At 39.8% G+C, this 12,079-nt stretch carries 14 protein-coding genes, 2 pseudogenes and 1 other annotated feature (1 of these 17 only partly in view); of the genes and pseudogenes, 10 read left to right on the top strand and 6 right to left on the bottom strand.

From position 1 onward, the window contains the following. Window positions 1-162 (top strand) — a binding site (T-box leader); it begins 64 nt to the left of the window's first position. Between the two features lie 71 nt (window positions 163-233). Genes trpE through trpA form a run of 7 tightly spaced genes read left to right on the top strand, consistent with a single transcriptional unit; the run spans window position 234 to window position 6,493 of the window. Continuing rightward, window positions 234-1,595: an anthranilate synthase component I gene (gene trpE, locus K4Z77_RS04505; protein ID WP_224218588.1), complete on the top strand. Its 1,362-nt coding sequence runs from the start codon at window positions 234-236 to the stop codon at window positions 1,593-1,595. After that, window positions 1,592-2,158 (top strand): aminodeoxychorismate/anthranilate synthase component II, encoded by a 567-nt coding sequence (locus K4Z77_RS04510; protein WP_000601909.1) that lies wholly within the window; start codon window positions 1,592-1,594, stop codon window positions 2,156-2,158. Before trpE ends, K4Z77_RS04510 begins: the two co-directional genes overlap by 4 nt. Window positions 2,159-2,168: 10 nt before the next feature. Next, window positions 2,169-3,173 (top strand): anthranilate phosphoribosyltransferase, encoded by a 1,005-nt coding sequence (trpD, locus tag K4Z77_RS04515; RefSeq protein WP_004256041.1) that lies wholly within the window; start codon window positions 2,169-2,171, stop codon window positions 3,171-3,173. Further along, window positions 3,170-3,937, top strand: coding sequence for an indole-3-glycerol phosphate synthase TrpC (gene trpC / locus K4Z77_RS04520; RefSeq protein ID WP_224218589.1), 768 nt, complete (start codon window positions 3,170-3,172; stop codon window positions 3,935-3,937). Before trpD ends, trpC begins: the two co-directional genes overlap by 4 nt. Beyond that, a complete protein-coding gene (locus K4Z77_RS04525) occupies window positions 3,924-4,523 on the top strand; it encodes a phosphoribosylanthranilate isomerase (protein WP_224218590.1) in 600 nt (199 codons plus the stop codon). Before trpC ends, K4Z77_RS04525 begins: the two co-directional genes overlap by 14 nt. Then, the gene (gene trpB / locus K4Z77_RS04530) at window positions 4,501-5,724 is read left to right on the top strand and encodes a tryptophan synthase subunit beta (protein WP_000331265.1); all 1,224 of its coding nucleotides are present in this window, start codon (window positions 4,501-4,503) and stop codon (window positions 5,722-5,724) included. The genes K4Z77_RS04525 and trpB overlap by 23 nt, the downstream gene beginning before the upstream one ends. Continuing rightward, window positions 5,717-6,493: a tryptophan synthase subunit alpha gene (trpA, locus tag K4Z77_RS04535; protein ID WP_224218591.1), complete on the top strand. Its 777-nt coding sequence runs from the start codon at window positions 5,717-5,719 to the stop codon at window positions 6,491-6,493. Before trpB ends, trpA begins: the two co-directional genes overlap by 8 nt. On the opposite strand, the gene K4Z77_RS04540 is transcribed toward trpA, so the two are convergent. Next, window positions 6,465-7,124, bottom strand: a complete 660-nt coding sequence (locus K4Z77_RS04540; RefSeq protein WP_224218592.1) for a prepilin peptidase — start codon at window positions 7,122-7,124, stop codon at window positions 6,465-6,467. The two genes, trpA and K4Z77_RS04540, sit on opposite strands and share 29 nt — an antisense overlap. Window positions 7,125-7,193: 69 nt before the next feature. Between K4Z77_RS04540 and K4Z77_RS04545 the strand changes: the two genes are divergently transcribed. Both K4Z77_RS04545 and K4Z77_RS09765 read left to right on the top strand, forming a co-directional pair. After that, a complete protein-coding gene (locus tag K4Z77_RS04545; RefSeq protein ID WP_224218593.1) occupies window positions 7,194-7,649 on the top strand; it encodes a GNAT family N-acetyltransferase in 456 nt (151 codons plus the stop codon). 15 nt (window positions 7,650-7,664) lie between these two features. Continuing rightward, a pseudogene (locus K4Z77_RS09765) lies at window positions 7,665-7,960 on the top strand (transposase); the annotation flags it as partial. A gap of 109 nt (window positions 7,961-8,069) precedes the next feature. Here K4Z77_RS09765 and K4Z77_RS04550 read toward each other — a convergent pair. From K4Z77_RS04550 to K4Z77_RS04570, 5 genes are all read right to left on the bottom strand, one after another. Further along, window positions 8,070-8,273, bottom strand: coding sequence for a CsbD family protein (locus tag K4Z77_RS04550; protein ID WP_000109963.1), 204 nt, complete (start codon window positions 8,271-8,273; stop codon window positions 8,070-8,072). A gap of 30 nt (window positions 8,274-8,303) precedes the next feature. Further along, the gene (locus tag K4Z77_RS04555) at window positions 8,304-8,912 is read right to left on the bottom strand and encodes an Asp23/Gls24 family envelope stress response protein (RefSeq protein WP_000064110.1); all 609 of its coding nucleotides are present in this window, start codon (window positions 8,910-8,912) and stop codon (window positions 8,304-8,306) included. 30 nt (window positions 8,913-8,942) lie between these two features. Beyond that, window positions 8,943-9,113, bottom strand: a complete 171-nt coding sequence (locus K4Z77_RS04560; RefSeq protein WP_000455064.1) for a DUF2273 domain-containing protein — start codon at window positions 9,111-9,113, stop codon at window positions 8,943-8,945. Window positions 9,114-9,124: 11 nt separating this feature from the next. Continuing rightward, on the bottom strand, window positions 9,125-9,697 hold the full coding sequence (gene amaP, locus K4Z77_RS04565) for an alkaline shock response membrane anchor protein AmaP (RefSeq protein WP_020901648.1): 573 nt from the start codon (window positions 9,695-9,697) through the stop codon (window positions 9,125-9,127). Between the two features lie 78 nt (window positions 9,698-9,775). Beyond that, a complete protein-coding gene (locus K4Z77_RS04570; RefSeq protein ID WP_049522036.1) occupies window positions 9,776-10,012 on the bottom strand; it encodes a GlsB/YeaQ/YmgE family stress response membrane protein in 237 nt (78 codons plus the stop codon). Between the two features lie 373 nt (window positions 10,013-10,385). Here K4Z77_RS04570 and mgaSpn point away from each other — a divergent pair. Then, window positions 10,386-11,856: pseudogene (gene mgaSpn, locus K4Z77_RS04575) on the top strand (virulence factor transcriptional regulator MgaSpn). Window positions 11,857-12,079: the final 223 nt, after the last annotated feature.

Below are 12,079 nucleotides of genomic sequence, written 5' to 3' on the forward strand. Positions count from 1 at the left end.
GAGAATGCTGTAAGGTTGGGTCCATCTGAAACGAGAGAAGAAAACATAATTCTCAAGGGAGTGCCCTTTATCGCACAGCCTGTTACAGGAGGTATCTGAGACAGGAATGAGAGATAGGAGAAATCCTATAATTGAGGTGGCACCGCGAATTTCGTCCTCACGCAAGTTATTTTGCGTGGGGATTTTTCATACAGTCGCCACCAACTAGAATTAGAACTGAAAGGGAAATTACAATGGAACGAATCATTCATGGAGATGTCTTATCACCAATCTTGGCTTATATGCGCTTAAAGGGGCAACACAAGGTTATTTTAGAAAGTATTCCGAGAGACAAGGAAACAGCTCGTTTTTCTATCCTAGCCTATAATCCAGTTTTTGAGATTAAGTTTGAAAATGGGATCCTTTATCAAAATGGTCAAGTGATTGATCGGGATCCCTTGGATTTCCTTTATGAAGTGACTCATAAGAGCCAGCACCATTCAGACCTCCCTTTTGGTGGGGGAGCCATTGGATTTGTTGGTTACGATATGATTTCGCTTTATGAAGAAATTGGTCAAATTCCTCAAGATACTATTGGAACGCCAGACATGCATTTCTTTGTCTATGAGAGTTATATGGTCTTTGACCACAAGAAGGAAAAAATTCATGTCATTGAAGATGCTCTCTATAGCGATCGTAGCCAAGTTGACTTGGAAAAAGCCTTGAATCAAGTGCTTGAGGAATTACGCATTCCTGCTCCAAATGAATTTGAAGACTTGGATCTATCTCCACTGGACTTCAAACCGCATATCGCTCCTCAGAAGTTTGAGGAAATGGTGGAAACAGCTCGTGACTTGATTCGTAATGGCGATATGTTCCAATGTGTACTCAGTCAGCGCTTCTCAGCAGAAGTTACTGGAAATCCATTTGACTTCTACAGAAATCTCCGCGTGACTAATCCTTCTAATTACCTTTATTTCTATGATTTTGGGGATTATCAAATCATCGGAGCTAGTCCAGAAAGTTTGGTTTCTGTCAAAAATGGCATCGTGACAACCAATCCGATTGCAGGTACGCGACCAAGAGGAGCTACGGATGAAGAAGACAAGGCTTTGGCGACAGACCTGCTTTCGGATGAGAAGGAAACAGCAGAGCATCGAATGTTAGTAGACTTGGGTCGTAATGATATTGGCCGCATCTCTGAAACGGCCAGTGTCCAAGTCACTAAGTATATGGAAGTGGAGCTTTTCCGTTATGTCATGCATTTGACCAGTGTGGTCAAGGGGCGTTTGCTTCCAGAACTCACTGCCATGGATGCTTTGAAATCAACACTTCCAGCTGGAACAGTTTCAGGAGCACCAAAGATACGGGCTATGAGACGCATCTATGAACTGGAAACGGAAAAACGAGGCGTATACGCAGGAGCAATCGGCTACTTGTCAGCGACGGGTGATATGGATTTGGCCATCGCCATCCGAACTATGATTCTCAAAAATCAAACAGCTTATGTGCAGGCTGGGGCAGGGATTGTCTACGACTCTATCGCCCAAAACGAATACCAAGAAACCATTAACAAAGCAAAATCTATGACTAGAATTGGAGAACTAAGACCATGATTTTATTGATTGACAACTATGATTCTTTTACCTATAACTTGGCGCAATACATTGGGAATTTTGCAGAAGTACAGGTCTTGAGAAATGATGATCCCAAACTGTATGAAGAAGCTGAAAAAGCAGATGGTCTGGTCTTTTCTCCTGGTCCTGGTTGGCCAGTTGATGCTGGTAAGATGGAAGACATGATTCGTGACTTTGCAGGCAAGAAGCCAATTCTAGGGATTTGTTTGGGTCACCAAGCCATCGCAGAAGTATTTGGTGGTAAGTTAGGTTTGGCTCCAAAGGTCATGCATGGGAAACAGAGCAATATCAGCTTTGAAGCGCCATCTGTTTTGTATCAAGGCATTGAAGATGGCCGTGCGGTCATGCGTTATCACAGTATTTTGATTGAAGAAATGCCAGAAGACTTTGAAGTGACAGCTCGTTCGACTGATGACCAAGCCATCATGGGGATTCAACATAAAAACCTACCGATTTATGGCTTCCAGTACCATCCAGAGAGTATCGGAACGCCAGATGGCTTGTCTTCTATTCGAAATTTTATCGAGAAGGTTGTAAAGTGAGGAAACTAGGATGAAAGAGATTATTGAAAAATTAGCAAAATTTGAAAATTTATCAGGTGTGGAAATGACGGACGTCATTGAGCGTATCGTAACTGGCCGTGTAACCGAAGCGCAGATTGCTTCTCTCCTCTTGGCCCTTAAGATGAAGGGAGAAACACCTGAAGAGCGCACAGCCATTGCCCAAGTTATGAGAGGACATGCTCAACACATTCCAACTGAGATTCATGATGCCATGGACAACTGTGGTACAGGTGGGGACAAGTCTTTCAGCTTTAATATTTCAACAACTGCAGCCTTTGTCTTGGCTGGTGGCGGTGTCCACATGGCCAAGCATGGTAACCGCTCGATTTCTTCTAAATCTGGTTCTGCAGATGTCCTAGAAGCCTTGGGTATCAATCTAGACCTCAAACCAGCTGAACTAGGTAAGGTCTTTGATAAAACTGGAATCGTCTTTCTCTTTGCTAAAAATATGCACCCAGCCATGAAATACATCATGCCAGCTCGTTTGGAATTGGGGATTCCAACGATTATGAACTTGACTGGTCCACTGATTCACCCAATGGCTTTGGAAACACAGCTTCTTGGAATTAGTCGTCCAGAACTTCTAGAAAGTACAGCTCAGGTTTTGAAAAACATGGGTCGCAAACGTGCCATCGTGGTTGCTGGACCAGAAGGTCTTGATGAAGCTGGTTTGAATGGAACAACCAAGATTGCACTTCTTGAAAATGGCGAAATCACCTTGTCAAGCTTTACTCCAGAGGATTTAGGGATGGAGCGCTACGCTATCGAAGATATTCGTGGAGGCAATGCTCAGGAAAATGCAGAAATTTTGCTTAGCGTTCTTAAAAACGAACCAAGTCCATTCTTGGAAACGACAGTCTTGAATGCTGGTCTTGGTTTCTATGCTAATGGTAAGGTAGCTAGCATCAAGGAAGGAGTTGCCTTAGCTCGTCAAGTCATTGCTAGTGGCAAGGCCCTTGAAAAACTCAGACTGTTACAGGAGTACCAAAAATGAGTCAGGAATTTTTAGCACGAATTTTGGAGCAGAAGGCGCGTGAGGTTGAGCAGATGAAGTTGGAGGAAATCCAGCCCCTGCGCCAGACCTATCGCTTGGCTGACTATCTAAAACAACACCAAGACCGTTTACAGGTAATCGCTGAAGTCAAGAAAGCTAGCCCTAGTCTGGGAGATATCAATCTAGATGTGGATATTGTGCAACAGGCCCAGACTTATGAAGCGAACGGAGCAGTGATGATTTCTGTTCTGACAGATGAAGTTTTCTTTAAAGGACATTTGAATTATCTACGGGAGATTTCCAGTCAGGTACAGATTCCAACGCTCAACAAGGACTTTATCATCGATGAAAAGCAAATCATCCGCGCTCGCAATGCAGGTGCGACAGTCATCCTGCTCATTGTGGTAGCCTTGTCCGAAGAACGCCTCAAGGAACTTTATGACTATGCGACAGAGCTTGGTCTGGAAGTCTTGGTGGAAACTCACAATCTAGCTGAACTAGAAGTGGCTCACAGACTTGGTGCCCAGATTATCGGAGTCAATAACCGCAACTTGACCACCTTTGAAGTTGACTTGCAGACCAGTGTAGACTTAGCTAAACATTTCAAAGATGATTGCTTGTACATTTCTGAATCTGCTATTTTCACAGGGCAGGATGCGGAAAGAGTAGCGCCATACGTTAACGGAATTTTAGTAGGGACAGCTCTCATGCAGGCAGAAGATGTAGCCCAGAGAATCAAGGAGTTGCAGATTGACAAAGGTTAAGATTTGTGGACTATCGACCAAAGAAGCGGTGGAAACAGCCGTTTCAGCAGGAGCCGACTACATCGGTTTTGTCTTTGCACCTAGTAAAAGACAGGTAACCTTGGATCAGGCTGCTGAGCTGGCAAAGCTTATTCCTGTAGATGTCAAAAAGGTTGGCGTATTTGTTTCACCAAGTCGGGCAGAACTGCTAGAAGCGATTGACAAAGTTGGCTTGGACTTGGTTCAAGTTCACGGTCAGGTGGCAGATGATTTATTTGAGAATTTGCCTTGTGCTAGCATTCAGGCTGTGCAGGTGGATGGAGAGGGACATGTACCCAATTCTCAGGCAGACTATCTACTCTTTGATGCCCCTGTGGCTGGGAGTGGCCAGACCTTTGACTGGGCTCAACTGGATACGATTGGACTAACTCAGCCTTTCTTTATCGCAGGTGGCCTTAATGAAGACAATGTAGTAAAAGCAATTCAACACTTTACTCCCTATGCAGTAGATGTATCAAGTGGAGTGGAGACAGACGGACAAAAAGATCATGAAAAGATTAGAAGATTTATAGAGAGGGTAAAGCATGGCATATCAAGAACCAAATAAAGATGGATTTTACGGAAAATTCGGCGGACGTTTCGTCCCAGAAACATTGATGACAGCAGTTTTGGAGTTGGAGAAGGCCTACCGTGAAAGTCAGGCAGACCCAAGTTTCCAAGAGGAATTGAACCAACTCTTGCGCCAGTATGTGGGACGTGAAACTCCCCTTTACTACGCAAAAAACTTGACCCAGCATATTGGCGGAGCCAAGATTTATCTAAAACGTGAAGACCTTAACCATACAGGGGCCCACAAGATTAACAATGCCTTGGGACAAGTTTTGCTTGCCAAACGCATGGGTAAAAAGAAAATTATCGCTGAAACAGGTGCTGGTCAGCACGGTGTGGCAACTGCAACTGCTGCAGCCCTCTTTAACATGGAATGTACTATCTACATGGGTGAGGAAGATGTCAAACGCCAAGCACTCAATGTCTTCCGTATGGAGCTTTTAGGAGCCAAGGTTGAGGCAGTGACAGATGGTTCGCGCGTACTCAAGGATGCAGTTAATGCAGCCCTTCGTTCGTGGGTGGCAAATATCGATGATACCCACTATATCCTTGGTTCTGCCTTGGGACCTCATCCATTCCCAGAAATTGTTCGTGACTTCCAAAGTGTCATTGGTCGAGAAGCTAAACAACAGTACCGCGACTTGACAGGACAAGATCTGCCAGATGCCCTAGTAGCCTGTGTTGGTGGTGGGTCGAATGCCATCGGTCTCTTCCATCCCTTTGTAGAAGATGAGTCTGTAGCCATGTATGGGGCTGAAGCGGCTGGACTTGGTGTGGATACAGAGCACCATGCAGCTACCTTGACCAAGGGTCGTCCTGGTGTCCTTCACGGTTCCCTCATGGATGTGCTCCAAGATGCCCATGGTCAAATTCTTGAAGCCTTCTCTATCTCAGCAGGTTTGGACTATCCTGGTATCGGTCCAGAACATTCTCACTACCACGATATCAAACGTGCCAGCTATGTTCCTGTGACGGACGAAGAAGCCTTGGAAGGATTCCAACTCTTGTCTCGTGTGGAAGGGATTATCCCAGCCTTGGAATCTAGCCATGCTATTGCTTTTGCGGTGAAATTGGCCAAAGAACTTGGTCCAGACAAATCCATGATAGTCTGTCTATCAGGTCGTGGGGACAAGGATGTGGTCCAAGTCAAAGACCGCTTGGAAGCAGATGCAGCAAAGAAGGGAGAAGCTCATGCCTAAGACACTAACAGAAAAATTGAACGCTATTAAAGCGACTGGAAAAGGAATTTTCGTTCCCTATATCATGGCTGGAGACCATGAGAAAGGTTTGGATGGTCTAGCTGAAACAATCCACTTTTTAGAAGATTTGGGTGTCTCTGCTATTGAAGTGGGCATTCCCTTTTCAGATCCAGTTGCAGATGGGCCTGTTATCGAAGAAGCCGGCTTGCGCAGTCTAGCCCACGGCACTTCTACCCAGGCTTTGGTTGAAACCTTGAAAACCATTGAAACAGAGGTTCCACTGGTCATCATGACCTACTTCAACCCCCTCTTTCAGTACGGTGTGGAGAACTTTGTCAAAGATTTGGCGGATACAGCCGTTAAGGGATTGATTATTCCAGACCTGCCTCATGAGCATGCCAACTTTGTAGAACCATTTTTGGCAGACACAGACATTGCCTTGATTCCCCTAGTAAGCTTGACTACAGGAATTGAGCGCCAGAAAGAGTTGATTGAAGGGGCAGAAGGATTTGTCTATGCCGTTGCCATCAATGGGGTGACAGGGAAATCAGGCAATTACCGTGCAGACTTGGATAAGCACTTGGCACAACTTCATCAAGTAGCCGATATCCCAGTCTTGACAGGTTTTGGTGTATCTAGTCAAGCCGATGTAGAACGCTTCAATGAGGTGTCAGATGGTGTTATCGTCGGTTCAAAAATCGTAAAAGCTCTCCATCAAGGAGAGCCGATTCAGGACTTTATCAAACAAGCAGTAGCTTACCAAAAATAATCACACAAGTAGCGAGTAAGAGGAAAGGCACGAAAGGAAGTCTTTCCTTTTTCTTTTGTAGGAGAAAGGCTAGAATCCCTGTCGCAGAAGCAAACTGAATCAAGATAAGTAATTCGGTTACGCTAAAGACGAGAGAGCAGGAAGCTAAAAAGAGAAAATCCCCTGCGCCCATGCGGATATCGATAAAATGGGCTATTATTCCTAGAACAAGGAAGAAGAGCATAATCAGACTCCAACCACAGAAAGCTATGAGGATTATATGAAAAGTCATCCAGACCAGTAGGGGATATTCCTGATGGCGAAAGTCGTAGATTCCCAAGGTCAAACCAGCAGTGATTAGAATGACTTGTCCCAAGGAAAGTAATCCCCAATAGTAAAGCAGAAAAATGAGCCCTAAGCCTAATTCAAAGAGGGCATACCAGACTGGATAGCGAGCCTTGCAGTAGCGACAGCGAAAGCGATTGAAGACCTGTGAGAGAATCGGAATCAAATCTAAGGGACGCAAGCGAGTCTGACAGGAATCGCAGTGACTAGCAGGTTGGATAATGGATTGCTCTGGAAAACGGTCAATGACCAAACCAAGAAAGGAAGCGAGAATGCTCCCGACAAGAAAAAAATAAATATCAATCATACTTATCTATTCGTAAAAAATGAGAGAAGTAGTATAATGGAGAAACATAGATAAGATGGTGAGGCAAAGATGATAATTCGTTTTGAAGAAAAGGTGAGCACAAAAAACGCTCAATTCGTATGTCAATGGTCCAACTCCCTTGGCAAATCCTTTCAAGAACAATGGATGGGACCAAGGATTCCTTTTCCCTTGACAATTCAAGTTTTTCAAGATTTGGAAGGAATCTTTTCAATCTTTGATGGACAAGAGTTTGTGGGGCTAATACAAAAAATCAGGCTAGAAGACAGTAATCTTCATATTGGAAGATTTTTTATCAATCCTCAGAAACAGGGGCAAGGCTTAGGTTGCCAGGCTTTAAGGAAATTTGTTAGTTTGGTATTTGAAAATGAAGATATAGATAGTATTTCTCTAAATGTCTTCGAGGCAAATCAAAGAGCTCAGAATCTTTATCAAAAAGAAGGATTTGAAATCGTTCAAATGGTTGAAACACCTATACGAAAATACATCATGAAAAAGGGTAGATAGAAAGTAAAAATCCTTGAAATCAATGTTGACTGCGATGATGAACCTGAATCAGCCCCTCAAAAGGGACTGTATATAAATGAACGTTACCAGTGTTTAAAAACTAAAGAATATCAGGCATTTTTATCTTCCAAGGGTAGACAAATTTTCGCTAAACGTAAGATTGATATGAAATCTGTCTTTGGGCAGATAAAGGTTTGCTTGGTTATAAGAGATGTCATCTGAGAGGTAAGCGTCAAGTGAGAATTGACATAGGATTCGTACTCATGGCCAACAACCTGCTGAAATATAATAAGAGAAAGAGGCAAAATTAAAAAGCTAGAGTTCCGCAATTGGAAATCTCTAGCTTTTTGTTTTCTGAGAATCATCTTGACTCAGACTCTTTTGACTAATGTTACTAAAAAGGTAAAGCAACTTTTAGCCTTATTTATTGTCGCCACTCAACATGTTTTTAACACCTTCGATAGCGCCTTCTACAGCGTCTTTGGCATCTTCAGCAACTTCTTTTACTTTAGAAACAACTTTTTCAGCTGTTCCTTCTTTTTCCATTTTTTCATCACCGATGACTTTTCCAACACCTTCTTTAATAGAACCTTTAGCTTGATTTAATTTTTCTTCTACTGACATGATAATTTTTCCTGTTATATTTATTTTATCTTAGTTTACACGAGTTTTTTCGTGAGATACTACACCAGTTGCTGCACCTTTAACAGCTTCTACACCTTCGCTAACTTTTTCTTGAACAGTTGAGAAACCAGATCCAAGACCAGATTTAGCTTTTTCGAATTGTTCTGAAGCGAATTCTCCTGTTGATTCAGCAACGTCAGATACGCGATCTTGAAGGCTTACTGAGTCTGCTTCATGTTGTTCTTTTGTTTTGATGTCGACAACGTTTACGTTGATTTCAACAACTTCCAAGTCAGTCATTTTAGCAACTTCTGAAGATACGATTTCTCTGATTTCTGAATATAAAGCTGGAACATTTTTTTGGTACTCAGCAATAATGTTTAAGTCAACTGCAACTTGTGTTTTACCAACTTCTACGTTAACACCACTTGTTACGTCATCGCTGTTAACGATTTTTTCTTTAAGATTTGAGAAGAAACCACCGTCGATTCCCAAAAGACCTGAAACGTTTTCTAGTGACAGACCAATGATTTTTTGGATAACTTTATCTTCGTAAGTAAGTTCTCCTTTGATTTCGTGAGCTACAGCAGTAGCATCTTTCTTTTCTACGTTAGTGTTAATGTTTTTTTCGTTTGACATATGAAACTCCTTTAATTAAATTAGTAATTTTTATTTATCTATATAGTTTTTTTCGATATATAATCCAGCTGCAACTCCCAGTGCTCCTAAAATCAATACAAATATTGTTTTGAAGAAGCCAAAGGAGATAATCAAACAAGCGAGAAATACGCCTATGAGACCTGCGATTATTGGATATCGATATTGTTTAAGCCATTCCATTTTTTACTTCCTTACTTCACACGACTAACAGTCTTTTTGTTTTGAGGTTTTGGTTTAGGCTGGTAGTCTTTTACTAGAACTTCTAGTTTAACCTGACGCTCAATACCAAAAAACTGCTTCAATCCATTAGTTATTTCATTTTGAATTAGTTGGCATCTGTCAGCGATGTTGTCCGAAGGAAGAATTTTACCTTCTACATGAACGAAACATTTATTTTTTCGTAAATTTACATGAACAGTTGGGTTCTTGATCAATCCATGATCACTCACCAAACTTCTAACAAAACCTTCGATTGCTGAATTCTTTAATTTCAATGTATCGTTTTTAGTTTCAAGTTGAATTTCCAAATAACGTTTAGGATAAAACAACACAACTAACATCGATAACAAAACTAAAGTTGATAGAGCCACTATCCCCCAGAATATATATCTAGAGAGATAGAATTCAACGAAATGATTCTGTCTCCAGCTAAATAGCTGAATGCCTAGATCACTAACTTGATGATAATCTATCAAAACAGGAAGGAAAATTGTCAAGATTAAAATACAGAAAATAATGAAACATATTTTCTTTGCTTTTGACATATACAATCCTTTCGATTTAACATTTAAACTATTTTTACCCGTCTAAACTATTTAAAAATAGTTTATTACTACAAGTAATTATTTTTTACCTGTAAAGAATGATACTACAGTAACAACAATTGCTGCTCCTGCAATAGATGGGATCAAAGCCATTCCAGCGATGGATGGGCCCCAACTACCTAAAAGGGATTGTCCTACAGATGACCCGACTAAACCAGCGAATACATTTGCGACGATTCCCATAGAACTACCTTTTTTAGTGATTCTACCTGCTACAAGTCCAATAAGACCTCCAGCAATGATTGACCACAATATTGCTTACCCTCCTTTTTATTTTAATATCAAAAAATAAATCAATTCCTTTGATTATTGCTATTATATAATTTTGATATAAAATAATCAATTATTTTGATTATTATATAATTTTAATATAAAAAATCAAATTCTTTGATTGTTGCTATCATATAAATTTTTAAAAATAAAAATATAATCTTTCGACTTGAATTTGATTCTGTATTCACGCCCTCAATAGACGGTAAAATAAGAAAATTGTTTATATATTGCCTCCTAGTGTTATTATACGAAATAAAGGATCTTAGTAAAAGTTGTTATATCATGCTATACCTATTCTTTGTGGTATAATTGCAAGAGGTGAAATCCGATAATTTATAAAAAGAGAAAGACATTCATGAGAGATTTATTATCTAAAAAGTCATAGGCAATTAGAATTATTATTTGAACATAAACGATGGTTTCATCGTTCTGAACTAGCAGAGTTATTAAATTGTACAGAACATGCAGTCAAAGATGATCTATCCCATGTTAAATCTGCTTTTCCTGACTTGATTTTTCATTCTTCGACTAATGGTATACGCATTATTAATACCGATGATAGTGATATTGAAATGGTTTACCATCATTTCTTTAAGCATTCAACTCATTTTTCGATTTTAGAATTTATCTTCTTTAATGAAGGTTGTCAAGCTGAAAGTATTTGTAAAGAATTCTATATCAGTTCATCTTCGCTCTATCGTATTATTAGCCAAATCAATAAAGTGATTAAAAGGCAATTTCAATTTGAAATCAGTCTGACCCCTGTTCAAATCATTGGAAATGAGAGAGACATTCGTTACTTTTTTGCACAATATTTTTCAGAAAAATATTATTTCCTAGAATGGCCATTTGAAAATTTTTCATCAGAGCCCCTATCTCAATTGTTAGAATTGGTTTATAAGGAAACAAGCTTTCCAATGAATTTGTCGACTCATAGAATGCTAAAGTTGCTCCTAGTTACGAACCTATATAGAATAAAGTTTGGTCATTTCATGGAAGTAGATAAAGACTCTTTTAACGATCAAAGTTTGGATTTTTTAATGCAGGCAGAACGAATAGAAGGTGTTGCTCAGAGTTTTGAATCAGAATACAATATCTCTTTAGATGAAGAAGTTGTTTGCCAATTATTTGTGTCTTACTTTCAAAAAATGTTTTTCATAGATGAAAGTCTCTTTTTGAAATGCGTAAAAAAGGATAGCTATGTTGAAAAATCTTACCATCTATTGAGTGATTTTATTGATCAGATTTCAGTCAAGTATCAGATTGAGATTGAGAATAAGGATAATCTGATTTGGCATCTGCATAATACCGCACATCTGTATCGTCAAGAGTTGTCCACTGAGTTTATTTTATTTGATCAAAAAGGGAATACAATCAGGAACTTTCAAAATATTTTTCCTAAATTTGTTTCAGATGTAAAAAAAGAGCTTTCTCATTATTTAGAGACTCTTGAGGTTTGTTCTAGTTCAATGATGGTAAATCATCTATCTTATACCTTCATCACTCATACCAAACATTTGGTGCTTAATCTACTACAAAATCAGCCAAAGCTGAAGGTTCTGGTTATGAGTAATTTTGATCAGTATCATGCAAAATCCGTTGCAGAGACACTTTCTTATTATTGCAGCAACAATTTTGAACTTGAAGTTTGGGATGAATTAGAGTTGTCCCTTGATGCTCTAAAAGAATCACCTTACGACATCATTATTTCAAATTTTATTATTCCACCTATTGAAAATAAGAGACTGATCTATTCCAATAATGTCAATACAGTCGCTCTCATTTCTTTGCTTAACGCAATGATGTTTGTTCGATTAGACGAGTAACCTAAAATAAAAAATGCTATTTCGCGTTTTGAACTGTACCTCAAAAGTTAGACAGAAAAAATCTAATTTTTGGGGTGTTTTTATTAAGAAAAGACCTTCAGTCATTTAAGTAAAATGTACATCTAGAGTCATAGTCCTCTAAAACTCTTGCTTTTTTTGTAGAAGATACGAAAAAAACCTTGATTCCAAGGCTTTTCCTGTTGTATGTAGATGCCCCCTACAT

Source organism: Streptococcus mitis subsp. hohhotensis (assembly GCF_020089495.2).
GTDB classification, from domain to species: domain Bacteria; phylum Bacillota; class Bacilli; order Lactobacillales; family Streptococcaceae; genus Streptococcus; species Streptococcus hohhotensis.

What these genes read in the sequence shown, in the direction of transcription:
- trpE (WP_224218588.1), top strand. Translation starts at nt 234, where the DNA reads ATGGAACGAATCATTCATGGAGATGTCTTATCACCAATCTTGGCTTAT.
- K4Z77_RS04540 (WP_224218592.1), bottom strand. Translation starts at nt 7,124, where the DNA reads ATGATTGATATTTATTTTTTTCTTGTCGGGAGCATTCTCGCTTCCTTT.
- K4Z77_RS04510 (WP_000601909.1), top strand. Translation starts at nt 1,592, where the DNA reads ATGATTTTATTGATTGACAACTATGATTCTTTTACCTATAACTTGGCG.
- trpA (WP_224218591.1), top strand. Translation starts at nt 5,717, where the DNA reads ATGCCTAAGACACTAACAGAAAAATTGAACGCTATTAAAGCGACTGGA.
- amaP (WP_020901648.1), bottom strand. Translation starts at nt 9,697, where the DNA reads ATGTCAAAAGCAAAGAAAATATGTTTCATTATTTTCTGTATTTTAATC.
- K4Z77_RS04555 (WP_000064110.1), bottom strand. Translation starts at nt 8,912, where the DNA reads ATGTCAAACGAAAAAAACATTAACACTAACGTAGAAAAGAAAGATGCT.
- K4Z77_RS04545 (WP_224218593.1), top strand. Translation starts at nt 7,194, where the DNA reads ATGATAATTCGTTTTGAAGAAAAGGTGAGCACAAAAAACGCTCAATTC.
- K4Z77_RS04550 (WP_000109963.1), bottom strand. Translation starts at nt 8,273, where the DNA reads ATGTCAGTAGAAGAAAAATTAAATCAAGCTAAAGGTTCTATTAAAGAA.
- K4Z77_RS04560 (WP_000455064.1), bottom strand. Translation starts at nt 9,113, where the DNA reads ATGGAATGGCTTAAACAATATCGATATCCAATAATCGCAGGTCTCATA.
- trpD (WP_004256041.1), top strand. Translation starts at nt 2,169, where the DNA reads ATGAAAGAGATTATTGAAAAATTAGCAAAATTTGAAAATTTATCAGGT.
- trpC (WP_224218589.1), top strand. Translation starts at nt 3,170, where the DNA reads ATGAGTCAGGAATTTTTAGCACGAATTTTGGAGCAGAAGGCGCGTGAG.
- trpB (WP_000331265.1), top strand. Translation starts at nt 4,501, where the DNA reads ATGGCATATCAAGAACCAAATAAAGATGGATTTTACGGAAAATTCGGC.